We start from the raw sequence: 14,040 nt of genomic DNA, 5'->3' as shown, positions 1-14,040 counted from the left end.
GACGTGTTGCCGTAAGTCGTTGGGATGTCTGATCTTTTCAGCTTGGTGCCCCTGGCCGGAATCGAACCAGCACTCCTTGCGGAACTCGATTTTGAGTCGAGCGCGTCTACCAGTTCCGCCACAGGGGCCCTCGGTTGGTCCCGGGACGGGGCCTCGCGAAGCCGGCGGACTATAGCCATCGCGAAAGCCCGGTCAACCCGCGCCAAAGTGATCCCGGCCGTTCTCGACAGGGCTGCGGGCCGGAGTTAGAGGCTTATAGGCACGACCCATCCGGAGAGGCTGCCGTGACGAGCCAGAGTGCTGCAATACCTGCGTTTAAACCGGCCGTGGGCGCGCCTGCGCTGACCGCCGCGCTGGCCGTCACCCTGATCGCGGCGGCGACGATCGCGGGCGCCTGGTTCTTCCAGCTGGTTCTCGACATCCTGCCCTGTCCGCTCTGCCTCGAGCAGCGCTACGCTTATTATCTCGCGATCCCGCTCGGTGCGCTCACGGTGCTGGCGGCGAGGAGTGGCGCGCCGCGGCCGCTGCTGCTCGCAGGCCTGGCCATCCTCGCGCTGGCGGCGCTCGCCAATGCCGGTCTCGGGACCTACCATTCCGGCGTTGAGTGGGGTCTTTGGAAGGGGCCGACCGATTGCACCGGTCCGGTCGGCAATCTCGGCAGCGCCGGAGATCTGCTGTCGCGGCTGGACACCGTGAAGGTGGTGCGCTGCGACGAGGTGCAGTGGCGCTTCCTCGGCCTCTCGCTCGCCGGCTACAATGTGCTGATCTCGCTGCTGATGGCCGCGATCGCCGCCTGGGGCTTTGTACGGACGGCAAAGCCCAGGTAGCTAGTCTAGAGCGCGCTCGCGGCTTCGTGCTGAAAGCCGAGATAGCTCGCCGCGACCTGTTCGTTTGCGGCGATATCGCTGGCCTTGCCGCTCAGCACGAATTCGCCGAGCTCCATCACGTAAGCGCGGTCGGCGATCTTCAGCGCGGCCTGTGCATTCTGCTCGACCAGCAGCACGGAGACACCGCTGGCGCGAAGCTCTGTGACAATGCGGAAGATGTCGGCGACGATGATCGGGGCGAGGCCGAGGCTCGGCTCGTCCAGCATCAGCAGTTTCGGCTCGCCCATCAGCGCACGGCCCATCGCGAGCATCTGCTGCTCGCCGCCGGACAAGGTGCCGGCGAGCTGCTTGCGCCGCTCCTTCAGGCGCGGAAACAACGTGTAGATACGCTCGATCGAAGTCTTTGCCTTGCTTCGCTCGATCCGGAAGGCCCCGAGCTCGAGATTGTCCTCGATGTTCATGGTCACGAACAGTTCGCGGTGCTCGGGGACGAGCCCCAGGCCCATCGCGACGCGGTCTTCGATGTCGAGCCGCGCCAGATCCTGGCCTGCAAAGCTGACGCGGCCCTTCAGCGGAAAAATCCCCATGATGGCCGAGAGCAGCGTGGTCTTGCCGGCGCCGTTGGCGCCGACAATGGTGACGATCTCGTTGGCGCCGACATCGAGCGAGACCGAGCGCACGGCCTCGACCTTGCCGTACGAGACATGCGCATCGCTGACCGACAACAAGGCGCTCATGCCGCCACTCCGAGATAGGCCTTGATCACTTCGGGGTTGGTCTTGATCGTGGCGGGCGTGCCTTCGGCGATCTTGGTGCCGAAATCGAGCACCACGATGCGGTCGGCAAGGTTCATCACAAACCCCATGTCGTGCTCGACCAGCAGCACGCTCATGCCGCCGTCGCGCAACTCGCGCAGCAGCTTGGCAAGTTGTTGCTTCTCCATGTGGCGCAGGCCGGCGGCCGGCTCGTCGAGCAGCAGCAGCATCGGATCGACGCACAGCGCGCGCGCGATCTCGACGATGCGCTGCTGGCCAAGCGACAGGCTGCCCGCGAGCTGGTGCATCTGCTCGGCAAGCCCGACCCGCTCGATCTGGCGGGCGGCCTCCGCAAGCAATTTTGCCTCGTCGGCGCGGTCGAGCCGCAGCATGGAGGAGATCGGACCGGAATGGCCGCGCAGATGCGCGCCGATCGCGACGTTCTCCAGCACGGTCATGTCGGGGACGAGCTTCACGTGCTGGAAGGTGCGGGAGATGCCGAGCTTGACGATCTCCTGCGGCGGCGCCCGGTCGACCTTGTTGCCGAGCACGGAGATCGAGCCCGAGGTGGCCGACAGCACGCCGGTGATCAGGTTGAAGGTCGTGCTCTTGCCTGCGCCGTTCGGTCCGATCAGCGCGACGATCTCGCGGGCCTGGACGTCGAAGGAGACGTTGTTGACCGCAATCACGCCGCCGAATTGCTTGCGCGCTTTCTCGACCTGGAGCAGGACGCCGGATTGGCCCACTGAGCGGGTGCGCGCCTCGAGCTTCAGCGAGGTGTCCGGCTTTTTGCCGCCGGACCTTTCGGGCAGCAACGACATCAGCCACGGCCAGACGCCGCCGGGGGCAAGCTGGAGCAGCGCCACGAGCATGATGCCGAACACGATGGTCTCGACCTGGCCGGAGCCGGGCAGGATCAGGGGCAGATAGCTCTGCAGCACCTCTTTCAGGACCACGACGATCGCCGCGCCGAGCACGCCGCCCCAGACATAACCGGCGCCGCCAACCACGGCGATAAAGAGATATTCGATGCCGGCCTGCGCGCCGAACGGCGTCGGGTTCACCGCGCGCTGGAGATGGGCATAGAGCCAGCCGGAAAGGCCGGCGAGCACCGCGGCATGGATGAACACCAGCATTTTTGCGCGCGGCGTCTGCACGCCGAACGCTTCGGCCGCGACATGTCCGCGTCGCAGTGCCCGAATGGCACGGCCGGTGCGGGAGTCCAGCAGGTTCATGGTGACGAGCGCCGAGAGGATCACGGCGACCCAGATCGCGTAATAGATCGAACCGGGTGAGAGCATCCTGAACGAGCCGATCGACAGCGGCGGAATCGCCGAGATGCCGTCATTGCGGCCGAGGAATTCCAGCTTGCTGAAGAGGTAGAACAGGCCAAGCCCCCAGGCCAGCGTGCCGAGCGGCAGATAATGGCCGGAGAGGCGGACCGTGACGAGGCCGAGCAGGACCGCCAGCAGGCCGCTCACCACCAGCGACAGCGGCAAGGTCAGCCAGGGTGACAGACCGTAAGTCGCCGACAGCACCGCGGTGGTGTAGGCGCCGAAGCCGACAAAAGCCGCCTGGCCGAACGAGGTCAGGCCGCCGACGCCGGTGAGCAACACGAGCCCCATCGCGACCAGGGCCGTGAGGCCGATATTGTCGAGCAGCACGATCCAGAACGGCGGCATGCCCGGGACAAACGGGATCGCCGCCATCACGAGCGCGAAGATGAGAATGGGAAGCCGGTTCTGCATCTTGGCGTCAGTCCTTCTCTTCCTCGACGGCGGGGGCTGCCAGCGAACGCAGCAGCAGCACCGGAATCAACAGCATGAACACGATCACCTCCTTGTAGTTGGAGGCATAGAACGACGAGAACGCCTCGACGATGCCGACAAAGAGCGCCGCAATGGCGGTGAGCGGATAGCTGACCAGCCCGCCGATGATCGCGGCGACGAAGCCTTTCAGGCCGATCAGGAAGCCCGAGTCGTAATAGAGAGTGGTGATCGGCACGATCAAAATGCCCGAGAGCGCGCCGATCACGGACGCGAGCAAAAAGGCGATCTGCCCCGACAGCGAGGTGCGGATGCCGACGAGCCGCGCGCCGAGCCGGTTGACGGCGGTGGCCCGCAGCGCCTTGCCGTAGAGCGTCAAGCCGAAGAACAGCCACAGGCCGACGATGAAGGCGACGGTGATGCCGTAGACCGCGAGACTTTGGCCGGTGAACCGCAGCGAGCCCGCGGTGAAGGCGGCCGACAGCACGGCGGGCCCGCGCTGGCCCTCGGCGCCGAAGAACAGCAAGCCAAGTCCCTGCAGCGCCAGATGGACGCCGACCGAGGCGATCAGCAGCACCAGCACGGAGGTGTGCGCCAGCGGCTGAAACACGATGCGGTAGAGCGACAGTCCGATCAGTGCGACAATCACCAGGGACAGCGCCATGGCGACCGCGATCGGCGGCTTCTGGCCGGAGAGGTAAATGGTTACAGCCAGCACGATGGCGGGCAGCACGATGTTGGCGAGCAGGCTCCGCGCAACCAGCCGGCCATGCAGCGCCTTGCGGGCCGCGAACAGGTCGAAGGCGAAGGCGACGATGCCCATGGCCAGCGCGAGCTTGGCCGTGCCGGGCATCTGGCCCGAGGCCAGCGAGGCATAGGTCAGCGCGCCATAGGTGACGAACTCGCCCTGCGGAATCAGGATGACGCGGGTGACGGCGAACACCAACACCAGCGCCAGCCCGAGAAGCGCATAGATCGCGCCATTGGTGATGCCGTCCTGCAGCAGGAACAGCATGATGGTGGTATTCAAGACCGGACGCTCCCCCTCAAAGATTAAGGACCGTCTCCGCAATTGCGGTGGATGGTCCCTTCACAGCCATTGAAATACGCTGACGATATTTGATATGGTCCATAACAATTATCAAATATAACATCAAGGGTGGGGAACGACCCGTCCCGAATTTAGCGGGATTGCGAGCACGAGGCGATGACCGTTTCTAAAACCGCTGAAAAACTGGCCGAGGCGGCCAAAGGCCGCAAGGACCCGTCCGACGGCCCGCCCGAAGCCCTCCAGCTCGGCGAGCTGTCCGAACAGCTCGGCTATGTGCTCAAGCGCGCCCAGCTCAAGGTGTTCGAGAATTTCTTGCGCTGCGTGGCCTCGCTCCAGCTCACGCCGGCGCAGTTTTCCGTGCTGCTGCTGGTCGAGAAGAATCCGGGCCGTAACCAGACCGAGATCGCCTCCACCCTCGGCATCCTGCGCCCGAATTTCGTGGCCCTGCTCGACAATCTCGAAAGTCGCGACCTCTGCGCCCGGATCCGCTCCACCAACGACCGCCGCTCGCACATTCTGGTGCTGACCGACAAGGGCAAGGCGGTGCTGGCGCGGGCCAGGAAACTCGTCGCCACCAAGCACGAGTCGCGGCTGAACGAGCTGCTCGGCCAAGCCAACCGCGAAGCCCTGCTCGGGATGCTCTCGAAGATCGCCAACGAGTTCTGAGGGGCGGCTGTCACCACCCGTCATTGCGAGCGCAGCGAGGCAATCCAGAGTGTTACCGCGGAGGGATTCTGGATTGCTTCGCTGCGCTCGCAATGACGTTAGAGAAACTCGCGCGGCCTCAATCCACCAAAATCACCCGGATATCGTTGACGTTGGTCAGCGTCGGCCCGGGTAGCAGCAAGTCGCCCGTCGCTTCGAAGAAATTGGTCGCGTCGTTGTTGTCCAGATAGGCCTGCGGCTGAAGCGCTAGCGCCTTCATCTTCGCGAACGTGGTGGCGTCGATCAGCGCGCCGGCGGGGTCGGTGGGATGGCCGGCGCCGCCGTCGGCACCGTCGGTGTCGCCGGCCAGCGCCGCGATATCAGGTGTGTCCTTCAGGAGAGCCGCCAGCGCCAGCGCATATTCCTGGTTCGGCCCGCCGCGGCCATGGCCGCGCACGATGACCGTGAGCTCGCCGCCGGAGAGGATCGCGATGCGCTTGCCTTGCGCGCGCGCCTGGAGCGCGAGCCTGGCGTGATCGGCGGCGACCTCGCGCGCCTCGCCCTCGAGATCGGCGCCGAGATCGATGGTCTCGTAGCCGGCGTCTTTCGCCAGCCGCACCGCGGCGTCGAGCGATTGCTTGGGGCGCGCGATCAATTCGAAATGCGCGCGCGCGAAGGCGGCATCACCCGGCTTGCAGCTTTCGTTGGCGGGATCTTCGAGCGCGCGGCGCACGGCATCGTCGATGTCGAGCTTGTACTTCGCCACGATCGCGCGCGCATCCGCCAGCGTGGTCGGATCGGGCACCGTAGGACCGGACGCGATTGCGGAAGGATCGTCGTGCGGCACGTCGGAGATCGCGAGCGTCACGATCTCGGCCGCGTTCTTGCCGGCGCGCGCCAGCCGGCCACCCTTGATGCGCGAAAGATGCTTGCGCACGGTGTTCATCTCGCCGATCGGCGCGCCCGAGCGCAACAGCGCCTTGTTGACCGCCTGCTTCTGCGCGAAGCTGATGCCGTGCGCCGGTGCGATCCAGTTCGCGGAGCCGCCGCCGGTGAGCAGCACCAGCAGCAGATCGTCGGGCCCGGCCTGCGCTGCCAGTTCGAGCGTGTCGGCGGCGCCCCGCAGGCCGGCTTCGTCAGGCAAGGGATGGCCGGCCTCGACCACGCGGATGCAGCGCGTCGGCACGCCGTAGCCGTGGCGGGTGGTGGCGATGCCGACCAGCCGCTCCGGCGCGAGCTCGATCGTGTCGAGATAGTGCCGTTCCGCGGCCGCGGCCATCGCGCCTGCACCCTTGCCGGCGGCGAGGCAGATCACGCGTCCCTTCGAGCGGGCCGCAGATGCGGCGCCAGCACCGTGTCGGGATGCGCGGCGGCAACGGCGGCGTCGTAGAGCGCGCGGAGCAGGGGACGTCGGTCGGTCATGACGATGGCCTTCAGCGAACGGGCATGTGGCGGCGATATCGCCGCTCCCTGCCTACCGCATCAGACCTGAAAGCGTAAAGCAGGGTTTGCCGTCATTCGATTGTGCAATCGCGTGATCATAATCCGCACGCAGGCAAAAGCCCCCTGCGATGTCCTCGCAGGGGGCTATCTGTCGTTGCGTATGCGGCTAGCCGCCGACGTCGGCGCTGATCACGTCGCCGAACAGATCCCACTTCTCGCCCTTGAATCTCTCGAGCTGGAGCTGGCTGATCGGCGCGAAGTCGGTAGGGGAGGTGTTGATCTGGATGCCCGGCAGCAGCACCTCGGTGCGGAAGTTCTTCAGGCTGGCGGCCTGCTTCATGACGTTCGCGCGGGTGAGGTCGTCCCCGCACTGCTTCAGCACCTGGACCAGGGTCTGGGCCACGCCGTAGCCGACGATGGTGCCGTGGTCGAGCTTGTCGCCGTCCGGGAAGTATTTTGTCATGAAGGCGAGGAAATCCTTCATGCCGGGATCATTGTTCCATTCCGGATCGGACACGTCCTTCAGATAGTCGGCGGAGATAATGTCCTGCGAGTTCTCGAAGCCCGCGGGTTTGAGCACGCTGCCGACGGAGGCCGAGACGTTGTTGAGGAAGTGCAGCGGCTTCCAGCCGACCTCGGCGATCTTCTTGATCGCCTGCGCTGCGAATTTCGGCGTCGTGATGTTCATGAAGACATCGGCGCCGGTCGATTTCAGCTTGACGATGTGGTTGTCGATGGTCGGCTCGGAGGTCTCGTAGCTCTCCTCCGCAACGATCATCGAGGCCGCCTTGGCACCCAGGCCGTCCTTCAGGCCCTTCACATAGTCCTTGCCGTAATCGTCGTTCTGGTAGAGCACGGCGATCTTGGCGTCCGGCTTGTTCTTCAAGAGCCACTTCGCATAGATCTGCGTCTCGCTCTGGTAGTTGGGCTGCCAGCCCATCGTCCAGGGGAAGTCTTTCGGATCGTTCCACTTGGTGGCGCCGGTCGCGACGAACAGCTGCGGCACCTTCTTCGAGTTCATGTACTTGTGGATCGCCGAATTCGGCGGCGTGCCGAGCGAATTGAAGATGAACAGCACTTCGTCGCTCTCGACCAGCTTGCGCGCCTGCTCGACCGTCTTCGGCGGCGAGTAGGCATCGTCATACGAGATGAAGTTGATCTTGCGGCCGTTGATGCCGCCTTCCTCGTTGATCTTCTTGAAATAGGCGGCCTCGGTCCGCCCGATGATGCCGTAGGCGGAGGCCGGTCCGCTGTAGGGCATGATGTTGCCGACCTTGATCTCGGTATCGGTCGCGCCGGTATCGTATTTCTTCTGGGCCGACGCGATGGTGGTCGATGCCGCAATGAGCGCGAGCGCCAGAGACGCGGCCGCAAGCTTGCCGGTGACAGCGGGCATTCCTATCTCCCTATTTTCTTGGTATGTGTGCGTTCCTTTTTTTGTCTTCATGGTTTTTGGCGGACGCGAGTGCAATTCAATACGATTTACCCGGTGTCTTCAAGAAAAAGCCCCTGCGATATGGTCGCAGGGGCTGCTTCTTTAGTAGACATTCTCGCTGGCTTGGCCTCAGCCGCTGATGACCTCGCCGAACAGCTCCCAGGTCTCGCCCTTGAAGCGCTCGAGTTGCACCTGCGAGATCGGGGCGAAGTCGGTGGGGCTGGTGTTAACCTTGATGCCGGGAAGGAGTCCGGCGGGCTCGAAATCTCTCAGGCTCGCGGCCTGCTTCATGATGTTTTCGCGAGTGAGATTGTCGCCGCAGGCCTTTAACACCTGCACGAGCCCTTGCGAGACGATGTAGCCGTACATGACCGAAGCGTCGGCGCGGTTCGCATCCGGGTAGTATTTGTCCAGGAATTCGTTCCAGGCCTTCATGCCTGGATCGTTCTTCCACTGCGGATCGGTCGGGTCCTTGAAGTATTGCGAGGAGATGATGCCCTGCGCGTTGTCGAAACCCGCCGGCTTGATCACGCTGCCGATGGACGCCGACACGTTGTTGAGAAAATGCATGGGCTTCCAGCCGATCTCGGCGTTCTTCTTGATCGCCTGCGCCGCGAATTTCGGCGTGGTGATGTTGAAGAACACGTCGGCGCCGGTCGACTTCATCTTGACGATGTGGGAATCGATCGTCGGCTCGGATACCTCGTAGCTTTCCTCGATCACGATCATCGAGCTGGCCTTGGCGCCAAGTCCCTCCTTGAAGCCTTTCAGATAGTCCTTGCCGTAGTCGTCGTTCTGATACAGCACGGCGATCTTGCCGTCCGAATGGTTTTTCAGGATGTATTTCGCGTAGATGATGGCTTCGCTCTGGTAATTGGGCTGCCAGCCCATGGTCCAGGGAAATTCCTTCGGGTCGTTCCACTTGGTGGCGCCCGTGGCGACGAACAGCTGCGGCACTTTCTTCGAGTTCATGTATTTCTGGATAGCGGAGTTGGGCGGCGTGCCGAGCGAGTTGAAGATCAGGAGCACCTCGTCGCTCTCCACAAGCTTCCGCGCCTGCTCGACCGTCTTCGGCGGCGAGTAGGCATCGTCATAGCTGATGAAGTTGATCTTGCGGCCGTTGATCCCGCCTTCCGCGTTGATCTTGCGGAAATAGGCTTCTTCGGTCTTGCCGATGACGCCGTAAGCGGAGGCGGGGCCGCTGTAAGGCATGATGTTGCCGATCTTGATCTCGGTGTCCGTTGCGCCGGTATCGTATTTTTTTTGCGCCGACGCTGCCGTGGATAGGAAGGCAGTCAGCGCGAGGGCAGCCGCAAGGGCCCCCAGGCGCACATGCATCGCAGGCATCTTGATCTCCCTTGGTCCGTTTCAATGTGTCGTTTTTTTGATTGGGAGCGCTCGTTTGCGTCGCTCCAGTGCACATTGAATACCCTTCCCGCCCGGCCAGCAAGAAAAACGCCTCAGTGACAATCGCAGTGGACGCAATTTTGATCGATGCGGCGCGGAATATTCCGGCCGGTGAGATTCCGCCTCTCGCGGCAACGGACTGATCCTGAGTTGCGTCCCGAATCCAGCGTCACTTCAAATTGCGCTGCGGGGAAAGAGCTCTAATGGCCAATCTCACTCGAGATCACATCGCCGAACAGCTCCCATTTTTTGCCCCTGAACCGCATCATCTGGAGCTGCTCGATCGGCGCGAAATTGTCCGGTGCGGTGTTGATCTTGATGCCGGGCAGCAGCGTATCGGGCTCGAAATCCTTCAAGGACGCGGCCTGCTTCATGATGTTGTCGCGGGTGAGGTCGTCACCGCACATTTGCAGCACCTTCACCATGGTCTGGGCGGCCGCGTAGCCGAACACCACGCCGGCATCGAGCTTGTTCGCCTTCGGGGCGTACTTCGCGATGAAGTTATAGAACCGCTTCATGCCCTCATCGGCATTCCATTGCGGGTCGGAGCCGTCCTTGATGTAGCTCGCCGACAGGATGCCTTGCGCAATCTCGAAGCCCGCGGGCTCGATCACGCCGCCGACCGAAGCCGAGACGTTGGAGATGATGTGGATCGGATGCCAGTTGATCTCGGCCGCCTTCTTGATCGCCTGGGCGGCAAATTTAGGCGTGGTGACGCTGATGAAGACGTCGGCGCCCGCCGCCTTCAGCTTCACCACGTGCTCGTCGACGGCAGGCTCCGTGGTGTCGTAGCCCTCTTCCAGCACGATCATCGAGGCCTTGGCGCCGAGGCCGTCCTTCAGCCCGTTCAAATAGTCCTTGCCGAAATCGTCGTTCTGGTAGAGCACGCCGATCTTGGCGTCGGGCTTCTCTGTCATGATGTATTTGGCATAGATCCGCGCCTCGCTGGCGTAGCTCGGCTGCCAGCCCATGGTCCAGGGATATTGCCGAGGGTCGTTCCACTTCGAGGCGCCGCTCGCCACGAACAGTTGCGGCACCTTCTTGTCGTTCATGTATTTGCGGATGGCGCCGTTGGTGGAGGTGCCGAGCGAGCCGAAGATCAGAAGCACGCCGTCGCTCTCGACCAGCTTGCGCGCCTGCTCCACCGTTTTCGGCGGCGAATAGGCGTCGTCATAGGAGATGAATTTGACCTTGCGGCCGTTGATGCCGCCTTCGGCGTTGATCTTGTTGAAATAGGCGTCCTCGGTCTGGCCGATCACGGCATAGGCGGAGGCCGGGCCGCTATAGGGCATGATATTGCCGATTTTGATCTCGGTGTCGGTCGCCCCGGTGTCGTATTTCTTCTGCGCCAGCGCCGGGTTGCACATCGCAGTGCACAACGTGAATGCCGCCCAAACGGACGCAACCTGAAATCGAACGGCGATCATTGCTCTCCCACCCGCGGCTGGATCGGCCCGCATTGAACAAGATTGAAGCATGACGTCAACAAAAAGCCCCCGCGTTCGATCGCGGGGGCTTCTCGACTTTCGACTATGGCGTCAGCGCATCATTCCGGAGCGACATCGCCGTTCAGGATCTCGCCGAACTGTTCCCATCTCTCGCCCTTGAAACGCTGCATCTGGAGCTGGCTGATCGGGGCGAAGTCGCTTGGACCGGTGTTGATCTTGACACCCGGCAGCAGCGTGTCGGGAGCGAAGTCCTTCAGGCTCGCCGCCTGCTTCATCAGATTGGCGCGGGTGAGATCGTCGCCGCACTGCTCCAGCGCCTTGGCCAGCGTCTGCGCCGCACCATAGCCGTAGACGATGCTGGCATCGGTCTTGTCCGCGCCGGGCATGTACTTGTCGAGGAACTCGGACCACTTCTTCATGCCGGGGTCGTCGTTCCAGCGCGGATCGGCGCCGTCCTTGGCATAGGCCGCCGACAGCACGCCCTGCGAGGCCTCGAAGCCGGCCGGCTTCATCACGCTGCCGACCGAGGCCGACACATTGGTGATGATCTGCAGCGGCTTCCAGCCGAGCTCGGCGGTCTTCTTGATGGTCTGGGCGCCGAATTTCGGGGTCGTGTAGATCATCAGCACGTCGGGATTGGCGGCCTTGATCTTGACGATGTGGCCGTCGATCGACGGCTCGGACACCTCGTAGCTCTCCTCCATGATGATGGACGAGGCCTTGGCGCCGAGGCCGTCCTTGGTGCCCTTGAGGTAGTCTTTGCCGAAATCGTCGTTCTGATAGAGGATCGCGATCTTGGCGTCGGGCTTCTCTTTCAGCAGCCATTTCGCGTAGATCTGCGCTTCGCTCTGATAGGAGGGCTGCCACCCCATGGTCCAGGGGAAGTTCTTCGGATCGTTCCACTTGGTGGCGCCGGTGGCGACGAACAACTGCGGGATCTTCTTGGCGTTCAGGTATTTCTGGATCGCGCTGTTCGAGGGCGTGCCCAGCGGGTTGAACACGGCGAGCACCTCGTCGCTCTCGACCAGCTTGCGGACCTGCTCGACCGCCTTGGGCGGTGAATAGCCGTCGTCATAGGTGACGAAGTTGATCTTGCGGCCGTTGATGCCGCCCTTGTCGTTGATCATCTTGAAATAGGCTTCTTCGGTCTTGCCGATGACGCCATAGGCCGAGGCCGGACCGCTGTACGGCATGATGTTGCCGATCTTGATCTCGGTATCGGACGCGCCGGTGTCGTATTTCTTCTGGGCGAAGGCCGCGCCGGAGGTGAAAGTGATGACCGCCGTTGCTGTCACCAGCGCGGCGGTTCGGAGTGTTCTTTCGAAAATCAATTTGGTCTCCTTCTTTAATGGACCGTTTTCAGTTCTTTCTGAGTCTTCCGGCGAGTTGCTGGCCCATGATCGCGACCTGCCGCGCGCCATGCGGCACGAGGTAGATGACGAGGAACAGCAGCACGCCGAACACGGCGCCGGAGAGGCCCTTCGAGATGCCCTCCGCGATGTTCGGCACGAAGATGATGAAGGCGGCGCCGACGATCGAGCCGGGCAGCCAGCCCACGCCGCCGACGACCATGCCGAGGAACAGCTGGATCGCCAGCGTGATGGTGAAGCTGTCGGGCGCGACGAACTGGACCGCGATCGCGCTGAGGCCGCCGGCGACGCCGGTGATGCCGGCCGAGACGCCAAAGGCCAGCGTCTTGTAGAGCGCGACGTTGACGCCCATGGCGGAGGCCGCGATCTCGTTGTCGCGGATCGCCATGAAGGCACGGCCCGAGCGGGAGCGCAGCAGGTTCACCGAGAAGATGTAGATCGCGAGCACGACGACGAGCGAGAAGTAATACAGCCACATGTCCTGCGACATCGGCAGCCCGAACGGTGCGTCCGGCTTGGTGACGACGAGGCCCTGCACGCCGCCGGTCCACTTCTCGAGGAAATTCAATTTCAGCAGCTGCGGCATGGCGGTGGCGAGCGCGAAGGTGGCCAGCGCGAGGTACACGCCGGACAGCCGCAAGGCCGGCTGGCCGAACAGGAAGCCCGCGCCGAAGCAAATGACGCCCGCGACCGGCAGGCAGAGGAAATAGGGGACGTTGAACTGCTCCATCATCACCGCGGTGACATAGGCGCCGACGCCGTAGAACGCGCTCTGGCCAAGCGAGAACTGGCCCGAGCCGCCGGTCAGGATGTTCAGCGCCAGCACGGCGAGACCCAGATACAGCAACTGAGTCAGCTGGAAGATGACGAAGTTCTTCGCAAACAGCGGAACGGCGACGAGAAGCAGCAGCACCACGAGCGAGGTGCCCGTGCCCAGCGTCATGGCGCGCTTCGGAACGGCCTCGACGGCCGGGGCTTCCGTGACGACGTCTTCTACAGCGCTCATGATCAAACTCGCTTGACGATGTGCCGGCCGAACAGACCAGCGGGTTTGACGACCAGGACGGAGATGATCAGCGCGAGCGCGATCGGGAGTTTGAGTTCATTGCCGACCCCGGGGACGTAGGTGCCGACAAGGTTCTCGAAGATGCCCATCAAGAAGCCGCCGACCACGGCCCCGAACGGGCTGGTTAGTCCGCCGAGCACGGCGGCGGCGAAGCCGTAGAGCAGGATGCCGATCATCATGTTGGGTTCCAGGAACACGACGGGAGCGATCAGCATGCCGGCGATCGCGCCGATCGCAGACGCCATGCCCCAGCCGAGCGCGATCATCCAGGAGGTGTTGATGCCGACGAGGCGGGCCGATCGGGCACCGAGGCGGCCGCCCGCATCGCGAGGCCGATCCGGGTGTACTGGAAGAAGAAGTAGAGACCGATCAGCAGCAGCAAGGTGACGCCGATCATGCCGGCCTGGTGGGTCGAGATCAGCTGGCTGCCAAGAAACGGCGAAGAGCCGAACGGGGTCGGATATTGCTTGATGGTGAAGTCCCAGATCAGGCCGGCCGAGGAGTTGATGATCGAAAACAGCGCAATGAAGCCGGCGACATTGGTGAGGATCGGGGCCTTGGCGAGCGGCTTGAACAGGATGCGCTCGATGGCAATGCCGCCGACGAAGGCGAAGACCAGCGTGAGCACGAAAGCGACCCAATAAGGAACGCCCCACTGCATCAGCTGCCAGGAGATGAAGGTCGAGAACATCGCCATCTCGCCCTGCGCGAAGTTGAGATGGTCGATCGCCTGGTAGATCATGACCACGGCGAGCGCCATGCAGGCGTAGATCGCGCCGGTGGCAATCCCAGCCAGGACCTGGTTGGTAAACAGTTCCATTGTCCCG

10 protein-coding genes, 1 tRNA gene and 2 pseudogenes are annotated in these 14,040 nt (G+C 63.2%); 2 read left to right on the top strand and 11 right to left on the bottom strand.

The genetic code is table 11. The features are described 5' to 3' along the window. Positions 1–43: 43 nt before the first annotated feature. Positions 44–128, bottom strand: a tRNA-Leu gene (locus AB8Z38_RS19250). Positions 129–284: 156 nt separating this feature from the next. On the opposite strand from AB8Z38_RS19250, the gene AB8Z38_RS19245 reads away from it, so the two are divergent. Continuing rightward, complete coding sequence (locus tag AB8Z38_RS19245; protein ID WP_369719456.1) at positions 285–827, top strand: disulfide bond formation protein B; 543 nt, start codon at positions 285–287, stop codon at positions 825–827. Between the two features lie 5 nt (positions 828–832). Here the strand turns inward: AB8Z38_RS19245 and AB8Z38_RS19240 are convergent, their stop codons facing one another. The 3 genes from AB8Z38_RS19240 to AB8Z38_RS19230 are packed head-to-tail and all read right to left on the bottom strand — an operon-like array spanning position 833 to position 4,378. Next, positions 833–1,564 carry an ABC transporter ATP-binding protein gene (locus AB8Z38_RS19240; protein ID WP_369719455.1) on the bottom strand — a complete coding sequence of 244 codons (732 nt, stop codon included), beginning with the start codon at positions 1,562–1,564 and terminating at the stop codon, positions 833–835. Further along, positions 1,561–3,330, bottom strand: a complete 1,770-nt coding sequence (locus tag AB8Z38_RS19235; RefSeq protein ID WP_369719454.1) for an ATP-binding cassette domain-containing protein — start codon at positions 3,328–3,330, stop codon at positions 1,561–1,563. The genes AB8Z38_RS19240 and AB8Z38_RS19235 overlap by 4 nt, the downstream gene beginning before the upstream one ends. 7 nt (positions 3,331–3,337) lie before the next feature. Beyond that, complete coding sequence (locus AB8Z38_RS19230) at positions 3,338–4,378, bottom strand: branched-chain amino acid ABC transporter permease (RefSeq protein WP_369719453.1); 1,041 nt, start codon at positions 4,376–4,378, stop codon at positions 3,338–3,340. A 177-nt stretch (positions 4,379–4,555) separates the two neighbouring features. On the opposite strand from AB8Z38_RS19230, the gene AB8Z38_RS19225 reads away from it, so the two are divergent. Next, on the top strand, positions 4,556–5,065 hold the full coding sequence (locus AB8Z38_RS19225) for a MarR family winged helix-turn-helix transcriptional regulator (RefSeq protein WP_369719452.1): 510 nt from the start codon (positions 4,556–4,558) through the stop codon (positions 5,063–5,065). A gap of 118 nt (positions 5,066–5,183) precedes the next feature. On the opposite strand, the pseudogene AB8Z38_RS19220 reads toward AB8Z38_RS19225, so the two are convergent. The 7 genes and pseudogenes from AB8Z38_RS19220 to AB8Z38_RS19190 form a co-directional block, all read right to left on the bottom strand. Further along, a pseudogene (locus AB8Z38_RS19220) lies at positions 5,184–6,466 on the bottom strand (glycerate kinase). A gap of 187 nt (positions 6,467–6,653) precedes the next feature. Beyond that, positions 6,654–7,883 carry an ABC transporter substrate-binding protein gene (locus AB8Z38_RS19215; RefSeq protein WP_369719451.1) on the bottom strand — a complete coding sequence of 410 codons (1,230 nt, stop codon included), beginning with the start codon at positions 7,881–7,883 and terminating at the stop codon, positions 6,654–6,656. A 168-nt stretch (positions 7,884–8,051) separates the two neighbouring features. Beyond that, positions 8,052–9,269, bottom strand: coding sequence for an ABC transporter substrate-binding protein (locus AB8Z38_RS19210; RefSeq protein WP_369719450.1), 1,218 nt, complete (start codon positions 9,267–9,269; stop codon positions 8,052–8,054). Positions 9,270–9,529: 260 nt separating this feature from the next. Beyond that, entirely contained in the window at positions 9,530–10,696 is a 1,167-nt protein-coding gene (locus tag AB8Z38_RS19205) for an ABC transporter substrate-binding protein (RefSeq protein ID WP_369726544.1), read from the bottom strand. Between the two features lie 179 nt (positions 10,697–10,875). After that, positions 10,876–12,108 carry an ABC transporter substrate-binding protein gene (locus AB8Z38_RS19200; protein ID WP_369719449.1) on the bottom strand — a complete coding sequence of 411 codons (1,233 nt, stop codon included), beginning with the start codon at positions 12,106–12,108 and terminating at the stop codon, positions 10,876–10,878. A gap of 28 nt (positions 12,109–12,136) precedes the next feature. Beyond that, entirely contained in the window at positions 12,137–13,153 is a 1,017-nt protein-coding gene (locus AB8Z38_RS19195) for a branched-chain amino acid ABC transporter permease (RefSeq protein ID WP_369719448.1), read from the bottom strand. A gap of 2 nt (positions 13,154–13,155) precedes the next feature. After that, positions 13,156–14,033, bottom strand: a pseudogene (locus tag AB8Z38_RS19190) (branched-chain amino acid ABC transporter permease). Positions 14,034–14,040: the final 7 nt, after the last annotated feature.

The organism is Bradyrhizobium sp. LLZ17, assembly GCF_041200145.1.
In the GTDB taxonomy this organism is placed as follows: Bacteria; Pseudomonadota; Alphaproteobacteria; order Rhizobiales; family Xanthobacteraceae; genus Bradyrhizobium.
The sequence above is the reverse complement of the archived record's forward strand: the minus strand, read 5'-3'. Positions and strand labels throughout refer to the sequence as shown.